Source organism: Microbacterium sp. Root322 (assembly GCF_001425645.1).
GTDB lineage: Bacteria > Actinomycetota > Actinomycetes > Actinomycetales > Microbacteriaceae > Microbacterium > Microbacterium maritypicum.
Genome location: NZ_LMCS01000002.1, coordinates 809,311 through 826,698 on the forward strand (window position 1 = coordinate 809,311; position 17,388 = coordinate 826,698).

The 17,388-nt window shown below is 69.7% G+C and carries 18 protein-coding genes; 8 read left to right on the plus strand and 10 right to left on the minus strand.

Annotated elements, in window-relative coordinates:
• Positions 1-49 precede the first annotated feature (49 nt).
• Positions 50-1,708, minus strand: a complete 1,659-nt coding sequence (locus ASC55_RS08775; protein WP_055874509.1) for an ABC transporter substrate-binding protein — start codon at positions 1,706-1,708, stop codon at positions 50-52.
• A complete protein-coding gene (locus tag ASC55_RS08780) occupies positions 1,708-3,405 on the minus strand; it encodes an amidohydrolase (protein WP_055866022.1) in 1,698 nt (565 codons plus the stop codon). Before ASC55_RS08780 ends, ASC55_RS08775 begins: the two co-directional genes overlap by 1 nt.
• Before the next feature lie 170 nt (positions 3,406-3,575).
• On the opposite strand from ASC55_RS08780, the gene ASC55_RS08785 reads away from it, so the two are divergent.
• The 4 genes from ASC55_RS08785 to ASC55_RS08800 all read left to right on the plus strand — a co-directional run bounded on the left by ASC55_RS08785 (position 3,576) and on the right by ASC55_RS08800 (position 6,569).
• Positions 3,576-4,250, plus strand: a complete 675-nt coding sequence (locus ASC55_RS08785; protein ID WP_055866024.1) for a TetR/AcrR family transcriptional regulator — start codon at positions 3,576-3,578, stop codon at positions 4,248-4,250.
• Positions 4,251-4,333: 83 nt separating this feature from the next.
• Positions 4,334-5,623 (plus strand): flavin-dependent oxidoreductase, encoded by a 1,290-nt coding sequence (locus ASC55_RS08790; RefSeq protein WP_055874512.1) that lies wholly within the window; start codon positions 4,334-4,336, stop codon positions 5,621-5,623.
• Complete coding sequence (locus tag ASC55_RS08795; RefSeq protein ID WP_055866028.1) at positions 5,620-6,096, plus strand: MarR family winged helix-turn-helix transcriptional regulator; 477 nt, start codon at positions 5,620-5,622, stop codon at positions 6,094-6,096. The genes ASC55_RS08790 and ASC55_RS08795 overlap by 4 nt, the downstream gene beginning before the upstream one ends.
• On the plus strand, positions 6,093-6,569 hold the full coding sequence (locus ASC55_RS08800) for a DUF3237 domain-containing protein (protein ID WP_235563170.1): 477 nt from the start codon (positions 6,093-6,095) through the stop codon (positions 6,567-6,569). The genes ASC55_RS08795 and ASC55_RS08800 overlap by 4 nt, the downstream gene beginning before the upstream one ends.
• Before the next feature lie 66 nt (positions 6,570-6,635).
• Here the strand turns inward: ASC55_RS08800 and ASC55_RS17775 are convergent, their stop codons facing one another.
• Genes ASC55_RS17775 through ASC55_RS08810 form a run of 3 tightly spaced genes read right to left on the minus strand, consistent with a single transcriptional unit; the run spans position 6,636 to position 9,615 of the window.
• Positions 6,636-6,770: a hypothetical protein gene (locus ASC55_RS17775; protein ID WP_268775990.1), complete on the minus strand. Its 135-nt coding sequence runs from the start codon at positions 6,768-6,770 to the stop codon at positions 6,636-6,638.
• Entirely contained in the window at positions 6,767-8,278 is a 1,512-nt protein-coding gene (locus tag ASC55_RS08805) for a carboxylesterase/lipase family protein (RefSeq protein WP_055876047.1), read from the minus strand. The genes ASC55_RS17775 and ASC55_RS08805 overlap by 4 nt, the downstream gene beginning before the upstream one ends.
• Positions 8,279-8,307: 29 nt before the next feature.
• Complete coding sequence (locus ASC55_RS08810; RefSeq protein ID WP_055874517.1) at positions 8,308-9,615, minus strand: MFS transporter; 1,308 nt, start codon at positions 9,613-9,615, stop codon at positions 8,308-8,310.
• A gap of 160 nt (positions 9,616-9,775) precedes the next feature.
• On the opposite strand from ASC55_RS08810, the gene ASC55_RS08815 reads away from it, so the two are divergent.
• Entirely contained in the window at positions 9,776-10,345 is a 570-nt protein-coding gene (locus tag ASC55_RS08815) for a TetR/AcrR family transcriptional regulator (protein ID WP_055874521.1), read from the plus strand.
• Between the two features lie 9 nt (positions 10,346-10,354).
• Here ASC55_RS08815 and ASC55_RS08820 read toward each other — a convergent pair whose 3' ends face one another.
• The 5 genes from ASC55_RS08820 to ASC55_RS08840 form a co-directional block, all read right to left on the minus strand.
• Entirely contained in the window at positions 10,355-11,452 is a 1,098-nt protein-coding gene (locus ASC55_RS08820; RefSeq protein ID WP_442922347.1) for a DNA-methyltransferase, read from the minus strand.
• Positions 11,431-12,480 (minus strand): lipoate--protein ligase family protein, encoded by a 1,050-nt coding sequence (locus tag ASC55_RS08825; RefSeq protein ID WP_055866034.1) that lies wholly within the window; start codon positions 12,478-12,480, stop codon positions 11,431-11,433. Before ASC55_RS08825 ends, ASC55_RS08820 begins: the two co-directional genes overlap by 22 nt.
• Before the next feature lie 38 nt (positions 12,481-12,518).
• On the minus strand, positions 12,519-13,256 hold the full coding sequence (locus ASC55_RS08830) for a DUF1684 domain-containing protein (RefSeq protein ID WP_055874523.1): 738 nt from the start codon (positions 13,254-13,256) through the stop codon (positions 12,519-12,521).
• A gap of 267 nt (positions 13,257-13,523) precedes the next feature.
• Entirely contained in the window at positions 13,524-14,375 is an 852-nt protein-coding gene (locus ASC55_RS08835) for an alpha/beta fold hydrolase (RefSeq protein ID WP_055874526.1), read from the minus strand.
• 35 nt (positions 14,376-14,410) lie between these two features.
• Entirely contained in the window at positions 14,411-15,148 is a 738-nt protein-coding gene (locus tag ASC55_RS08840) for a copper homeostasis protein CutC (protein WP_055874529.1), read from the minus strand.
• A 59-nt stretch (positions 15,149-15,207) separates the two neighbouring features.
• Between ASC55_RS08840 and ASC55_RS08845 the strand changes: the two genes are divergently transcribed.
• The 3 genes from ASC55_RS08845 (at position 15,208) to ASC55_RS08855 (ending at position 17,338) form a co-directional block, all read left to right on the plus strand.
• A complete protein-coding gene (locus ASC55_RS08845; protein ID WP_055874532.1) occupies positions 15,208-15,648 on the plus strand; it encodes a MarR family winged helix-turn-helix transcriptional regulator in 441 nt (146 codons plus the stop codon).
• Between the two features lie 5 nt (positions 15,649-15,653).
• Entirely contained in the window at positions 15,654-16,988 is a 1,335-nt protein-coding gene (locus ASC55_RS08850; RefSeq protein ID WP_082524278.1) for an MFS transporter, read from the plus strand.
• Positions 16,989-17,050: 62 nt separating this feature from the next.
• A complete protein-coding gene (locus ASC55_RS08855; RefSeq protein WP_055874534.1) occupies positions 17,051-17,338 on the plus strand; it encodes a hypothetical protein in 288 nt (95 codons plus the stop codon).
• The last annotated feature ends 50 nt before the right edge of the window (positions 17,339-17,388 follow it).

The window sequence follows — 17,388 nt, forward strand, 5'->3', positions numbered from 1 at the left end:
CCGGGGGTGACGGGTGCGGCGGCCGCTACGGGGCGGCCGCCGCAGCCGCTCAGCGGGCGCCGATCGTGGCGGCCCAGGGGTAGTACATGAAAGCGATCGATGGCTGCACGCCCGTGATGCGCTCGCCCATGAAGAGCGAGATCGGCGCCTGGTACAGCGGCAGCCACGGCAGCTCCTCGTTGGCGATCTGCTGCGCCTTCGCGGTCAGCTCGCCGCGCGCCGCCGGGTCGTCGATCGTGACGGCCTCCTGCAGGATCGCGTCGAACTCGGGGTTCGACCAGCCGCCGTAGTTGCTGAAGTCGCCGGTGCGCAGCACCGAGTACATCTCGAGCGCATCCGGGCTGGAGAGGTACCAGCTCGTGTAGAACAGGTCGACGCCTTCGCGGGCGCTCGGGTCGGAGAAGAGCGCGGTGTAGGCGTTCGGGGTGACGGTCTCGACCTTCACCTTCAGACCGATCGACTGCGCCGCGGCGACGGTCGCCTGCGAGATGACGGCGAAGTCGTTGCTGATGGGCGCGGTGACGTAGGTGAGCTCCGCGCCCTCGGCACCGGCCTCGGCGATGAGCTTCTTCGCCTCCTCCACGTTCTGGTCGTAGGAGGCGATGTCGTCGAACGCCGCCGTGCGAGCCGCATCCGAGGCGTCCTGCCAGACCGACTCGGTGGTCATCACATCGGTCGTCGCGCCCACCCCGCGATACGCGGCCTGGAGGATCCCGTCGCGGTCCATCGCGAGCAGCAGCGCCTTGCGCACGCGGACGTCGCCGAGCGGGCCCTCGAGGTTGCTCACGACGACGTTGCCGACCGCCGTGTTCATGCCGAACAGCACGTCACCCTTGCCCGCGGACTGCAGGGTGGGCACGGCCTCCATCGGCACCATCCACGACCCGTCGACGCTGCCCGACTTCAGGGCGTTGATCCGCGCGGTCGGGTCGGTCATGAAGACGAGCTTCACCTCGCCCGAGCGGGCCTTGAGATCGGCGTCCCAGTAGTCGTCGTAGCGGGTCATCGTGATCGACTCCCCCGAGTCCCACGAGGTCAGCTGGAACGGGCCGGTGCAGTTCACGCCACCGGTCGAGTTGCCGTAGTCGGCGCCCTTCTCGGCGAGCGTCGCCGCCGACTCGATGACGCCGGCCGACCCGCCCATGCCGAGGTTGAACTGCGAGTCGGGCCCGGTCATCGTGACCGTCACCTGACGGTCGCCGGTCTGCTCGATGGACTTCACGTTCTGATAGACCGAGAACCAGAACGAACCCTCGGCGGGATCCAGGTGTCGGCTCATCGACGCGACCACATCGGCGGCAGTGAGCGGCGTTCCGTCGTGGAAAGTGACGCCCTCGCGGATCGTGTAGACCCAGGTGTCGGGCGTCGGGTGCTCGAACGACTCGGCAAGTCCCGGGCTGAGCGAGTAGTCGGGGTTCAACCGCAGCAGCGATTCGCAGACGTTCGCGAGCACGGAGTTGTCGGCGTAATCGAAGGCGTACGCGTAGTCGAGAGAGTACGGCTCGGCGTAGCTCGCGAAGGTGAACGAGTCGATGTCGCCGCTGGGTGCGGCCGTGGTCTCGGTCAGCTTCCAGTCGATCGGTTCGTCGGACCCGGCGTCGGTCGAGCCGGCGGGGCCGCAGCCGGCGAGCGCGGTGATGGCGAGCAGGCCGGCGAGAGCTGCCGCGCTGCCACGGACGAGGGGGCGGGAGAGGAGCGTGCGGTTCATCAGGACTCCTTGCGGTGGGTGTCGGGTACAGCAGGGTCGGATGCGGAGGCGTCGTACACGAGGCGCCCTTCGATCCATGTCGACGCGACCCGTGCCGTGTGGAGCTCGGCGGACGGGATGCCGAACGGGTTCGGCTCGATCACGACGAGGTTGGCGAGGTAGCCCTCCTGGATGCTGCCGGTGTCGTCGTCGCGCCGGTTCACGTATGCGGTGCCTGAGGTGTACGCGGCGAATGCGGTTTCGAGGTCGAGTCGCTGCTGCTCACCACCGAGGGGCGGTTGCGCGGAACCCGGGTAGGTGCGGTTCACCGCGACGTGGATGGCGGCGAGGGGATCGGCCGTGGAGACCGGCCAGTCGCTGCCCGCTGCCAGGCGCACGTTCTCGCGCACGAAGTCGCCGAACGGATACTGCCGGTCGACCTGTCCATCCTGCAGGAACGGCAGCGTGAGCTCGTCGAGCTGATCCTCGTGCGTGGCCCACAGCGCCTGGATGTTGGCGACGGCGTCGAGCGGCGCGAAGCGCGCGACGTCATCCGCTGCGACGATCTGCAGGTGCGCGAGGTGGTGCCGGCCATCGGTGTCGCCGTTGGCGTCGCGAGCGATCTGCAGGGCGTCGAGCGCCTCACGCACGGCGCGGTCTCCGAGCGCATGCATGTGCACCTGCTGACCGGCTTCGTCGAGCGCCGTCACGTATTCGCGCAGCTTCTCCGGCTCGATGAAGCTGAGGCCGTGGTTGCAGGTGTCGTGCCCCGTCTCGTCACGGTACGGCGTGAGCATCGCGGCGGTCTGATTCTCGGCCACGCCGTCGACCATGATCTTGGTGGTCCCGAGATCGATTCGACGATCGGGGTACTCGGCGGCGGCGCGGGCACGGCGGTCCGCCATCCGCGCGACCTGGTCGATCCCCCCGTCGCGCGCCCACCACTGCGCACCGACGACGTGCACCAGCAGGCGCCCTTCGGCTGCGGCGCGCTCGTAGGCGGGGAGCGGGTCGGCGATGCCGCCGGAGTTCGCTGCGACCATCGCGTCCTGCCATCCCGTGACGCCGAGGGCGATGAGCTCATCCTGTGCACGCAGGAGTCCCTGATACGCGAGGTCGTCGGAGGTGGCGGGGCGCACGGTGGCGAACAGCTCGCCCGCTCCCTCGTGGAAGGTCCCTGCCGGGAAGCCGTCGGCCTCCCGCACGATCCGGCCGTCTTCCGGGTCGGGCGTCTCGGCCGTGAGCCCGGCCCGCTCGATCGCCGCGGTGCTCGCCCAGGTGCTGTGGTGGTCGCGGCTCTGCAGCAGCACAGGCCGACCGCCCGCCGCCTCGTCGAGCAGGCCGCGGGGCGGGTTGCCACCGGGGAAGTGATCCATCCCCCACCCACCGCCGAGGATCCACTCCTCGTCGGGGTTCGCCTCGGCGTAGGCGCGGATGAGGGATGCCGTCTGCTCGGCGTTCTCGGCCTCGGTGAGGTTGCACTGCAGCAGTTCGATGCCGCCGCCAACGGGGTGGATGTGCGCATCCTGGAAACCAGGGCTGAGCAGCGCGCCCGCGAGGTCGACCCAGGTCGCATCCCCCGCCGCACGCGCCGAAGCATCTGCGTCGGGGAGGACGGCGGCGATCCGCCTGCCGCGGACGATCACGGCGTGACCGGTCAGCGGGGTGCCGGTGCCGGTGAAGACCGCACCGCCATGGAAGACGAACTCGGATGACATCGTTCTGCCTCTCTGCAGCATCGAAGGGGGAACTGCGATCACGCTAGCTCCCGACAACACCGGTGTCAACAGTGTTGACCACACTCGGGACTCGACCTAGATTGAAGACGTCGCGTCACGCTCGGAATCCGATCGGACTGCGATGATGGACGAGACGGAAGGAGGCGGCGATGAGCGCGGTCACGAAGAAGGACCAGCCGCCCAAGCGCGCCCGACTGGATCGAGACCTCATCGTCGAGGCCGGCCTCGAACTCTCCGGCGCACCTGGCGTCACGACGATCTCGGTACGCGACCTCGGCTCCAGGCTCGGTGCCGACCCCACCGCGATCTACCGCCACTTCCAGAGCAAAGACGCCCTGATGGGTGCGCTCCTGGATGAGCTCAACGGCCGCGCAGCGGCATCAGTGCAGACGCCGCTGGAGCGGTGGGACGAGCGCCTGCGCGAACTGTCGCTTGCGACACTCGACCTGTTCACCCGGCACCCGGCGATCGGCGCAGAGGCGATGACGCTCACGACACACGGACCCGGCGAACTCGCCGCCATCGAGCTGATGCTCGACGCGTTCCAGCGCTGCGGACTCGACGGCGAGGAACTGGTGCGGCACTACGCCCTGCTGGCCGCGCACGTGCTCTCGCTCGCCGCCGGCATCGCTCGGGCACGGGCCGAGAACACGAGCGATGACGATGGCGATTCCTGGCTCGACACTCCGCTGCTCGCCGACCCGCGCAGGTTCCCGCTCATCGCGCAGCACTCCCTGCTGCTCTCGGAGCTGCAGGACCGGGACCTCTTCCTGAGCGGGGTCGACCTCATCATCGACTCCGCCAGACGCACCGCCGCCGCCTGAACACGCTGACCTCTTGCGCTCCACATAGTTTTGTGACAAAACTATGTTCACCGCTCACGGCGAGCGGAGAGCAGGAGAGATCGATGAGGATCATCATCGTCGGCGCAGGCATCGGCGGACTCGCCACCGCGATCAGCCTGCACGAGGCGGGGTTGCGCGACGTGACCGTGTTCGAACGCAGCAGCACCATCCGCGGGCTCGGCGTCGGCATCAACCTCCTCCCCCACGCGATGCGCGAGCTCACCGAACTCGGTGTCGCCGACTCGATCGCCGCCGAGGGCGTCACTCCCACGACACTCAGCTACTTCACCCGCCGCGGCGAGGAGATCTGGAGCGAGCCGCGCGGACTCGCCGCCGGCTACCACTGGCCGCAGCTCTCCGTGCACCGGGGCCGTCTCCAGCTCGCCCTGCGCCACCTCGCCGAGGCCCGTCTGGCCGAGCCGATCCGCCTCGGCCACCGCCTGATCGCCGCGGCATCGAACGCCGACGGCACCGAGACCGCGCGCTTCGCGACCGACGACGGCGAGGTCGAAGAGACCGCAGACGTGATCATCGGCGCCGATGGCATCCACTCCGCACTGCGAGCCCTGAGCTACCCCGACGAGGGCGCACCGCCCTGGAGCGGTCTCACGCTGTGGCGCGGCATCACCCGCATTCCCGCGTTCCTCGACGGCCGCACCATGATCATGGCCGGCGACGGCGAGCAGAAGTTCGTCGCCTACCCCCTGAGCGAGAAGGATGCCGCGGGCGACATGCTCGTGAACTTCATCGCCGAGCGCCGCGTCGGCGGCACCGGCGATGCGGACTGGAACCGCGCCGTCGACCCGGCGCCGATCGCCGAGCTGTTCCGCGAGTGGAGCTTCGACTGGCTCGACATCCCCGCTGCGATCGCGCGTGCCGAAGAGATCCTCGAGTATCCGATGGTCGACCGCGATCCCCTCCCGCAGTGGACCCACGGGCGCACCACCCTGCTCGGCGACGCCGCGCACGCGATGTACCCGAACGGGTCGAACGGCGGCTCACAGGCGATCCTCGACGCTCGCACGCTGGCGTTCCACCTTGCCGCCTCCGACGACTCCGCCGCCGGCATCGAGGAGGCGCTCGCCCGCTATGAAGACGCTCGTCGCCCCGCGATGACCGCGCTGCTAGCCGGCACCAGGGCCACCGGGCCCGAGCGGGTGATGCAGCTCGCCCGCGAGCGCGCACCCCAGGGCTTCGACGACATCGAGCAGGTGATCTCCCTCGCCGAGCGTCGACAGATCGCGACCGACTACAAGGTCGCGGCCGGATTCCTGCCCGAGCTGCTCAACGACCGGCCGTCGCTCACCCCGCCCTCTGCTGGCTCGTCGACTCCGACGCAGGCGCGCCGATGACCGGGCTGGACGCCGCCAGACTCGCCGCCGTCATCTCTCCGCTGCGTCGCGCACTGCTGGCCGCGACGCGCGCGGAAGCCGGTCTCCCCGAGCTCTCGGAAGCGCAGATCGATGTCCTCCGCACCCTTCCGACGGGTGCGAGCCGAGGTCCGGCGGAGATCGCCGCGCAGCTGCGCCTGAGCCGACCGACGGTGAGCAACCTGCTCAGCTCGATGGAAGCGGATGGCCTGATCGAGCGTGGCCCCGATCCTTCCGACGGACGTCGAGTCGTGGTGCGCGCCTCCGACCGGGCGCTGGACCTGTTCGACCGCTTCGATGCCGTGAACTCCGCCCTCGTCGCACGGGTGGGCCGCGAACTCGACGACGCGGATCGCGCTGCGCTCGACGCCGCACTCCCCGCACTCGAACGCCTCTGCGCCGCGCTCACCGGGCCGGATGCCACCACTTCGTCGAACCGTCAGGACACCCCGTGAACACCCTGCATGACCTGCTGCCCGCCCCGACGCTCGAGGCCGCCTTCGACGTCTCCGTCGACCTCGGGGTGCTGGAGGACCACGGCGCCACCAGTGCCGGGCACCGCCGCGTGGTCCCGATCCTCGGCGGCCGAATCACCGGCACCGTCGAGGCCGAGATCCTTCCCGGCGGCGCCGACTGGCAGCTCGTCCGCCCCGACGGCACGATCGAGATCGACGGCCGCTACTCGGCGCGCACCGCATCGGGCGCGCTCCTGCTGCTGCATGCGAAAGGCCTGCGCACGGGATCGCCCGAGGTGCTCGAAAGGCTGGGCCGTGGCGAGGACGTCGATCCCCGCTCCTACTGCTTCCGCACGACAGTGCAGGTGGAGACCGCTGCACCTGCACTGTCGGATCTCCAGCGCAGCCTCTTCATCGCGGTCGCGCAGCGCCAGGCCCACGCGGTGCACTACCGCGCCCATCGCGTGGGCTGACGCCGGATGCGAAGAACGCCGGGAGCCCCTGAGAGCTCCCGGCGTTCTCGATATCGTGCCGGGACCTCAGCCCGCGGCATCCACCTTCCGCAGGAACCGGATCCGACGCTCCTGATCGCGCCGCAGCCACGGCAGGAACGCCCACCACAGCAGTACCGCCACCGGCCGGGTGGTGTCCCCGACCGCCACGGCCGTGGTCACGGCGACGTTCTCAGCAGCGGCCGCACCGAGGCGTAAGCGTCGGCGACGTCGCGCGTCGGCACGTCGTAGACCCGGGCGACGCCCTTCGCCCCCTGATGGCGCGGCCACCCGGGATCGCCTCCGGTGATGAAGGCGACAGCGGCGCCGTGCACCTCGTCGGCCAGCTCCTGGGGCGGATGCGGTCCGGCGAGCGGCTCCATGGCCGGACCGTCGAGGCAGTCGAAGAAGAACGGCACATCGAGGCAGTGCTCGGCGAAGCCGAAGTGGCCCGACGGCCAGGAGAACCGGTACAGCCAGGTGGGGACATCGCCACGGTCGGCGACGATCTTCAGCAGCGCCGAGCGGAACATCCGGTCCGTCAACAGCCGACCGGCCACCCTGGCGTTGCCGAGCCCGGTGATGTCGGAGTTGGCGGCGAGGTACTCCCGTCGCACGCTCTTCGGCAGCCCGAGCCTGTTCAGCAGGAGCGACCTCGGCACCCAGCGCAGCTTCTTCTCGGAACCTGCGAACACCATCGTGAACTCGTCGTCGGTCGCACCGAGCACGAGCGGCTTGTCGGCCCCGACCCCCGCGGCGAGGGACTCCCGTGTGAGTCGTGCCAGCAGGTCGCCGTCGACGGCGGGCCCGAGCGGCAGGCCGTCTTCAACGACGCTGCCGAGCGAAGCCGGTCCGAGCGCGGTCGCCTTCTTCTGCAGCTCGAGGATGCGCTCCTCGCTCAGGGACGAGAAGCCCGCGACGGTCGGCTCGACGCCCGCCGCTGCGGCGAGTCCACGCCCGAATGCCTCGGCGCGGGCGGGGGCCACGTCGGCGAGCGCACCGGAGATCGCGTACACGCCGTGGAACAGGTGCTGCGCCTTCTCCATCCCGAGCAGGGTCAGCACAGCGCCTCCACCGGCGGACTGTCCGGCGATCGTCACCCGCGACGGATCCCCGCCGAAGTCCGCGATGTTCTGCTGCACCCATTCGAGGGCGAGCAGCCAGTCGCGCACACCGCGATTGGACGGTGCGTCCTCGATCCAGCCGAAGCCGTCGAAGCCCAGGCGGTACGACAGCGACACCGTCACGACACCGTCGCGATTGAAGTTGCGTCCGTCGTACCAGGAACTCGCCGGTGAGCCCGCGAAGTACCCGCCGCCGTGGATCCACACCAGCACCGGGAGACCGGTCCCCTGCTCGGCACGGGTCGGGTCCGGGGTGAAGACGTTCACGTTGAGCGTGGAGTCGCCCTCGATGCTCGGCTCGGGGATGAGCGTCACACCGGGGTCCCCGCGCTGTGCGGTGGCGGCGAACTCGAGCGCGTCGCGCACGCCCTCCCACGGCGCCTTCGGCACAGGCGCCTGGAAGCGCAGCTCTCCGATCGGTGCCTCGGCGAACGGGATGCCGAGGAAGCCGGCCGAGCGCGGATTGCCGCGCCCTCCCGTGGTCGCACGCCAGCGGCCGCGCACCCGTCCTGCGCTCGTGCTCACCTCGACATAGTCGGCGGTCGTCTCGAAGTCGGTATCGGTCATGACAGCATTCTCCCGGTCGTTCCTGGTCATCAGCGCACTCCCCTGATCGGCGCGGTCGCGACCGCGGCGAGGATCACGAACACGATCGCGAAGACGAAGAGCATCGCGTAGCCGCCGAGGGACGTGATGATGACTCCGCCGATCGCGGGGCTCAGCGCCTGCGGCACGTTGGTCGCGACGTTGAGGATTCCGAGGTCCTTGCCCGCCGAGGCTCCTTCGTCCGGCAGCACCTCGGTCATGAGCGCGGCATCCACCGACATGTACAGACCGAAGCCGATGCCGTTGATGACGCTCATCAGGATCATGCCGGTCATGTTCGGCTGCAGCAGCGGCATGGCGAATCCCGCGACCATGACGACGGATGCGGCGTAGATGAACACCTTGCGACGACCGACCCTGTCGCTCCACCAGCCGGAGAGGGCGATCGCGATCAGAGTCGGGACGAAGGCGACGAGGGTGAGGGTGACGACCGCGCCCTGGGCGTCCGCGAGCGGGAGGCCGATGTAGTCCGTGAGCATGTACAGCTGGTAGGCGCTGACGACGAAGTAGCCGAGGATGAGCAGGAACCGCGCGGCGAACGCCCAGGCGAAGTCGGGGTGACGGCGCGGATCGATCCAGAAGCCGGCGAAGAACGCACCCCAGCGGAACGCGTCGACCGCGGCCTGCTTCGACGACCAGTCGCGGTTCACGAGCGCGAACAGCAGCGCCGCCACGATCACGGCGCCGCCGAACACCGCATAGCCGATGCCGATCTGCGCGGCGAAGGCGCCGGCGAGCATGATGCCGACCGTCATGCCGACCTGTGTGCCGAGTCCGATCATCGCGCTCGCCCCACCGCGTTTCGCGCGGGGGAACCTATCGGCAGTGATGGCGGTGAGAGGTGCCTGGAAGAAGTTCAGCGCGACCTGGATGATCACCCAGAACACCGTGATCCAGAGGATGTCGGTGAGCGAACCCATGCCGAACAGGAAGATGCCGCCGATGATCGCACCGAGCACCATCCACGGCACGCGGCGGCCGAAACGCGAGCGTGTACGGTCGCTCAGCGCCCCGACGATCGGCTGGGCGAACAGCGTGAATACGAAGGAGATCGTGGTGACGACGGCGAGGTTCGCGACCTTGTTCGCCTCGTCGATCATCAGCACCTGGCTCGGCAGGAGGATCGCGATGAGCCCGCCGTACGTCGCGAAGAGGGTGAGCGAGGCGATCAACAGGCTGGGCAGCAGGCGCCGATTCGCGGGCGGACTCGCCGCCGGTTCCCCCGCTTGAGGCGGAGCCGAGCGGATCGTGCCGGTGGGGGCGAGTTCGGCGGCGGGGTCGAGCGGTGACACGGACATGTCGGCTCCTCATCGAGCGGAATGTTGAGCGAAATCAGGTTAATACCAAATGCTATTCGGTATTCATCCGACATGCTGGCAGATCGCAGGTCATCCCCGCAAGCCATTCACGAACGTTGTTTGGTTTTTGTGATCTCGTCGCGCCGGTTACCCTGGAGCCATGGCAACACGAGGGGCGTATGCGAAGGGCGTCGCCAAGCGCGAGAAGATCCTCGAAGCCGCTCTCGCCGTCGTCGCCGAGCACGGATACCGCAAGGCCTCTGTGCGGGAGATCGCGGATGCCGCCGGCCTCAGCCCCGCGGGGCTGTTGCACTACTTCGGCAGCAAGGAAGAGCTCTTCGTCGCGATCCTCCGCGCCAGAGACGACCGCGACGAGCAGGAGTACGCGGGCGAAGACGCCTCCAGCGCCTTCCTCGCGGTCATGCGCCACAACACCTCCGTCCCCGGACTCGTGCAGCTCTACGCGCAGCTGGCCGCCGAGGCGGGAGACCCCTCGCACCCCGCTCACGCCTACTTCCGCGAGCGCACCGAGCGGGTCGAGGCCCTCACCCGCGCCCAGGTCGCCGAGGATCAGAAGGCCGGCCGGATGCGCGACGACCTCGACCCCGCCTGGGTGGTGCGCACTCTGCACGCCCTGGCCGATGGGCTCCAGGCCGCGTGGATGCTCGATCCGTCCCTCGACATGGCCGCCGAGATCGAGCAGTTCCTCGTGCTGCTGCGTCCGTCCTGACGACCCGCGTCAGTCGAGCGTCGTCGCCTCGGCGTGCGGCATCCGCGCCCTCATGATCCGCACCGCCTCGGGGTTGTCGTCCACGAGCACGGCGTCCCGGCCCAGCGCCGAGGCCACCGCTCCCGTCGTGCCGCTCCCGGCGAACAGATCGAGCACACGGTCTCCGGGACGACTCGATGCCGTCACGATGCGGCGGAGGATCCCCTCCGGCTTCTGCGTGGGATAGCCGGTCTTCTCCCGCCCCGTCGTCGGCACGATCGTGTGCCACCACACGTCGGTGGGCAGCTTGCCGCGCGCGGCCTTCTCAGGGGTGACCAGTCCCGGCGCCATGTAGGGCTCGCGGTCGACCTCGTCGGAGTTGAAGACGTACTCGCGCGGATTCTTGACGTAGACCAGGATCGTGTCGTGCTTGGTGGGCCAGCGACTGCGCGACTTGGCGCCGTAGTCGTACGCCCAGATCAGCTCGTTGAGGAAGCAGTCCCGCCCGAACACCGCGTCGAGCATGACCTTCGCGTAGTGCGCCTCCCGATAGTCGAGGTGCAGATAGAGGGTGCCGTCGTCGGCGAGCAGCCGCCACGCCTCCTCGAGCCGGGGCATGAGGAAGGCGCCGTAGTCGTCGAAGCGGTCGTCATAGGCGCGCAGCATCCCGCGCACCCGCTCGTACGCGTGGCCGTGGAATCCGTGCCGCACCTCGGTCTCGGGCTCGGTCATCCCCTGTGCAGAAGTCCTCGGATCCGAGCCGGCCGCCCCCGCGCGGTCGCCGGGTTCCGAAGTCGGGTCGACGCCCGGCACGGACTCTCGAGGAGCTGTGGACGTCCGCCGCGCGGTGACCACCTGCCGCTCCTGCGTGCGACCGGTGTTGAAGGGCGGGTCGAGGTACACGAGCGTGAACGATCCGGAGGGCAGGGTCGCGGCCACGGCGAGGTTGTCGCCCTCGACGATCGTGACCGCACCGCGCACGACGGGATCGGGCACGACGGGATCAGGCACGACCGGCTCGGGCACGACTGGATCGATCGCGGGCGCCGCGTGCGGCGCGGCGTCCGGCGGGTCCGCCGCGGCGGAGAGGTCGGGATCCGGCGCCGTCACGGCACCCGATGCAGCCACGCCTCGGTGGCGAACTTCGACTCGACGAGGGCTTCGGCATCGGCGTACTCGTCGGCCGAGATCGATCCGGTCTCGGCGTCGGTCAGCGAGCGGAACGTGTCCTTGAAACGCTCGATGATCTCGGCGCGCTCGAGCCCGGTCTGACTGCGCAGCGGATCGACGCGCTTCGCGGCGGAGGTCGTGCCCTTGTCGCTGAGCTTCTCGCGACCGATGCGGAGGACCTCGGTCATCACCTGTCCGTCGATGTCGTACGACAGGGTCGCGTGGTGCAGCACTCCCCCGTTGGCGAGGCGCTTCTGGGCAGCACCGCCGATCTTGCCGGTCGGACTCGCGATGTCGTTGAGCGGCTGGTACACCGCGTCGATGCCGAGCGAGCGCAGCGCCTGCAGCACCCAGTCGTCGAGGAACGCGTAGGAGTCGGCGAAGGTCATGCCGGCGACGAGCGATGCGGGCACGTACAGCGAGTACGTGATGATCTGTCCGGCCGCCATCAGCATCGCCCCTCCGCCGGAGATGCGGCGGACGACGTCGAACCCGTGCGTCGCCGCACCCTCGGGGTCGACCTCGTTGCGGTACGACTGGAAGGATCCGATCACGACGGCCGACTCGTTCCACTCCCAGATGCGCAGGGTGGGTCGACGGCGGCCCTCGCCCACCCGAGAGGTGAGAACCTCGTCGAGGGCGAGGTTCATGCGCGGCGAGACGGCCTCATCGTGCACGATCTCCCAGTCGAAGTCACGCCAGCCCGGAGCGGTCACGAGCGCACGGCGCACCGCGGTGCCAACAGCCTCCGGGCTGAAGCCGAGCAGCTGGGCGCCGTCGGGAAGAGCGCCGCGGACGGCGTTCGCGATCACCGTCGCGTCCGACTCGACCGGCAGTCCGTTCACGGCGGCGTTGATGTCGTCCAGCGCCGAGTCGGGCTCGAGAAAGAAGTCGCCGGCGAGGCGGAAGCGGGCGATCCGATCGTCCTCGATCTCGAGGTCGACGACGACGAGCTTTCCACCTGGGACCTTGTATTCACCGTGCACGGTTCCAGCTTAAGGCGCGTAGCCCCGGTTCCGGCGGGTCAGCCTCCGAGCACCACCACACGCTCCCCGGCGCGGATGGGCGTCGAGTACCGGTTGCCGACGGGCGGGAGCGGGCACACGAACTGGTCCGAGAACGCGCACGGGGGCAGGTAGGCGCGGTTGAAGTCGATCACGGCCGTGCCGTCGGCGGCGGGTTCGTCGACCGGGAGGAACCGGAAGCGGTACGTCTCGAGCCCGTTCGTGCCGTCGGCGAAGACCGCGCCCAGCGCTCCCTGAGCGCTCCGGGTCACGGTCAGCGTCTGCGGGGCCCCTGCCAGCTCGAACCGCAGTCGACCGGCGACGGGCGTCTCCCGCGCATCCCCGTCGACCGACGTGATCACGATCTGCTCGCCGGGCGTCTCCTCGAACACGGCCGGCAGCCGCCAGCGCTCGTCGGGGGCGTAGGCGTCGATCGCCGTGAACCACTCGCGCTGCGGACGGGCCGGATTCAGCACCCGCAGGGCGAGCGCGCCGTGGCGCTCGAACACGCGCAGCTCGCGGCGTCCGAGGCGGATGCTCTCGCCTCCGCGCAGCACGACGGTGGATCCCGCCTGACCGAGCTCGCTGCCGCGGATGCCCCCGTCACCGGTGAGCGCCCAGAGCCCGGGGATGCCGTCGACGGCCGCCGCCTCGGTGATGAGCCAGTTCGTCGACTCCAATGCCGACGGACCGTACTCCGAGCCCGCGTAGCGCTCGCGTGACGCGTGCCAGTCCTGCCAGTCCTTCACGAAGCTCATCGGAGCGGTCCCTCCCGTGCGAGGGCACCGCAGAACGGGGCACTCCTCGCTCATGCGCGGAATATTGCCCCGAATCTACGGGGGCTCCGCGCCGGTCGAGGCAGCAGCGTCACACGCCTTCACCGCGCGTAACGCCGCGTCACACCGGCCTCATCCGGGAACACCTCACGCCCGCACCCACGGTCCCCGCCGAGACCCACCGTCACAAGCGGTCGCCACCGTGGGTATGGGCGAGGAGCATGGGTCTCGGCGATGAAGCCGCGAATCTCAGCGCGCGGGGATGTGCGTGTCGAGCCAGGCGAGCACGTCGGCACGCACCTCTTCCTGCTGCAGCTCCGCGAAGATCTCGTGACGCGCATCCGGGTACACGAGCGTCGTGACGTCGGTGAGGCCGGAACGGTTGCGGTACTCGTCGGCGAGCTTGTGCACGCTGCGGGGTCCGCCCACCGGGTCGTCCCGACCCACGAGCAGCAGCATCGGGATGTCGTATCCGAGGTCCTTGGCCGGGCGGCCGTAGAGCTTCGCGGCCTCGATCGGGCCGAAGAGCTTGAGCAGCGGCACGTCGGTGGTCAGCGGATCCTCGTCGAACGCGGCCCACACGGCAGGATCGCGGCTGAGCCACTCGAGACCCGTGGCCCCCTCGCCTGCCCAGCGCGCGTTGAGCGGCGCGGCGTTCAGCGAACCGGGCATCCGCAGTGCAGATCCGGAGAGGATCACGGCGTCCCAGGCTTCCGGGTGATCGTTGACGAGCATCTGCGCGAGGAACGAGCCCCAGGAATGCCCGAGCAGCACGAGCGGGAGATCGGGGTTCTCCTCGCGGATGATGCCGGTCAGCTGCCAGACCGCCTCTTCGGCCGCGCGCAGTCCGCCCTTGCCCAGGCGTCCGAGCTTCTCGGGTCCGCCGTGCTGACGGATGCCGGTGCGTCCGTGCCCGCGGTGGTCGTCGGCGTAGACGTGGAAGCCGGCGCCGGTGAGCGCGGCGATCAGCGCTCCATATCTCCCGGCATGCTCGCCGACGCCGTGCAGCAGCTGCACCACTCCCCGGGGCGTCCCGTGCGCAGGATGGACGTCATAGACGATGTCGACGCCATAGGCGTCGGTGAACTCGCGGGTATCCATCACGGTGCGAGCCTACTCACCCTGCGAGGGGGCGGCTACCGCGCGAGGGCGTCCCGGATCGCGAAGGCGATGTCGCGGTCGGTGACCTCGTAGCCGCCGACCCCGTCGGAGGCCGACCCCATGCGCACGCCCCCGTCCTCGGTCACAGCGCGCTTCGCGGAGAAGTGGATGGCGTCGACGCCCGCCGCCGCCAGCACCGGAGCACTGGTCACGTCGACGCCGCTGCCGGCCATGATCTCGATCTCGCCCTCGGCGGCGGCGACCAGAGCGCGCAGCGTCTCGATGCCGTCGATCGCGGCGGATGCCCCGCCCGAGGTGAGCACGCGGCGAAGGCCGAGCTCGCGGGCGCTCTGCAGCGTCGCGACAGGATCGGCTGTCACGTCGATGGCGCGGTGCAGGGTGACAGGCGCGCCCCCGGCGGCGTCGCGCAGACGGGCCATCGCGAAGAGGTCGAGGCGCCCGTCCGCGTCGAGGGCTCCGATGACGACACCTGCGGCACCGGCGGCGACCGCGCGGCGGACGTCGCGTTCGGAGACGACGAGCTCGTCCTCGGTGTAGTGGAAACCGCCCGCGCGGGGCCGGATCAGCACGTGCACCTCGGGGCCGTCGGCACCTGCCGCCTCGACGGCGAGCTCGAGGGTCGCGGGAGACGGGGTCAGCCCGCCGAGGGCGAGGGCCGTGGCGAGCTCGACGCGGTCGGCGCCGACTTCTGCGGCGATCCGCACTCCAGCGGGGTCCTGCACGGCGATTTCGAGAGCGAGCGTTCGGGTCACCCCTCCATTGTGCCCGCTGCCGAGACGGCATCCGAAAAATTAGATAGGCTATCTAAGTAATGTCTGCGTCTGATGAATCACTCCACCTCACCGCCACAGACCTTCGCATGGCCACGTTCCGGCTGGCCCGCCGCCTCCGCTGCGCCCGCGCCGCCGACTCGATGAGCGACGCGCAGCTGGCGGTGCTCGCCGACCTGCGCATGAACGGTCGCCGCACGGTCTCCACCCTCGCCGAGCGCGAGCGCGTCACGGCCCCCTCGATGACCAGCACGATCAACGGCCTCGAGGAGCAGGGCTACGTGGTGCGCACGCCCGATGAAGACGACCGCCGCCGTGTGCAGGTCGACATCACCGTGGCAGGCACCGAGATCGTCGCCGAGACCATCCGTCGACGCGACGAGCTGCTCGCCGACATGCTGCGCGAGGTCGAATACACCGAGGCCGAGCTCACCACGCTGCGCGAAGCCAGCGCGCTGATGAGGCGGGTGGTCGAACGATGAGCGCCATGTTCCGCTCCTTCGCGAACATCAACTACCGGATCTGGTTCGCGGGCGCCCTGATCTCCAACGTCGGGGGATGGATGCAGGCCACCGCTCAGGATTGGGTGGTGCTCACCGAGCTGACCGACAACGACGCCACCGCGATGGGCGTGACGATGGCCCTGCAGTTCGGGCCTCCGCTCGTGCTCGTGAGTCTGACCGGGTGGGTGGCCGACCGCTTCGACCGACGGCACATCCTGTTCGCCACCCAGTCGGCACTGCTCGCCTTGGCCATCGCCGTCGGCGTACTGCTGCTGAACGACCTCATGACGCTGCCGATGATGTTCGGCTTCGCCCTCGGGTTCGGCATCGTGAACGCGTTCGACGCCCCGGCCCGGCAGGCGTTCGTCTCCGACATGGTCTCCACCGGCGACACCTCCAACGCGGTGGCCCTCAACTCGGCATCGTTCAACCTCGCCCGCATGGTGGGGCCTGCCGTCGGCGGCCTGCTGATCGTGGCGATCGGCTCGGGCTGGGTCTTCATCGTGAACGCGGCGACCTTCCTGGCGATGCTGCTCGCACTGATGCTGATGCGCCGGAGCCTGCTCGCTCCGCGTCTGAAGAACCGCAACCGCGGCGGACTCGCGGCCGGATTCCGCTACGTGTGGGGGCGCAGCGACCTGCGCGTGGTGTTCGTCACGGTGTTCCTGATCGGCGCGTTCGGCATGAACTTCCCGATCTTCGCCTCCACCATGGCTCTCGAGTTCGGCGCCGGGGCCGACGGGTACGGCGTACTCAGCTCGGTCCTCGCGATCGGCTCGCTGATCGGAGCCCTGCTCGCCGCCCGACGCGATCGAGCCCGCGTGCGCGTGGTGATCCTCGCCGCTGGCGGGTTCGGCATCGCCGCTTTCGTCTCGTCGGCCATGCCCACATACGCGTCCTACGCCGTCACCCTCACCTTCACCGGGTTCATGATCGTGACCCTCCTCACCACCGCCAACGGCTACGTGCAGATCACCACCGATCCCGCTCTGCGCGGACGTGTGCTCGCCCTGTACATGGCGGTCATCATGGGTTCGACACCCGTCGGGGCGCCGATCGCCGGATGGGTCGCCGACACCTTCGGACCGCGCGCCGCGATCATGCTCGGCGGCACCGCGGGATTCGTCGCGTGTGCGATCGGCGTGATCTGGGTGGCGACATCTGGCCGCCTCCGGCGCGATGAGAATCGCCGCTTCCTGCTCACGCTCGACGAGACCCGCCCCCTCCGCGTGATCGAGGTCGACCCGATCGAGTTCAGCGACGAGGCGGCTGTGACCACACCGATCCGCAGCGCCAAGAAGAGCGAGCGCGAGAACTGACCCGCGTCAGGGCGTTTGTCAACGCCCTCTCCGAGACGAACGCCTCGACGTACCGTCGATGCATGGACGAGAACACGGAACGCACCCCCCACCCGCAGGATCCGGCCGAGGGCGCGCGCCGCGTCGGAGGAGCCGACGAGGACTCCGGTCAGGGCGACGGCACCGGCGGCGCGATCCAGGGAGACAGCGCGCGCGGAGAGTCGACCGGCGGCGCCATCCAGGGCGACGCAGGCCAGGGACACCGCGCGGCGCTCGGCGGCGACGAGACCACCGAGGATCAGCTCGACGCCGACAACGAAGCAGAAGAAGACACCCTCAAGACGCTCGACCCGGACTCGCCGCCGGCCTGAGCACGCACGAGGGCAGCGCCACCGCCAGCCGTCGCCATCCCCAGGCCACG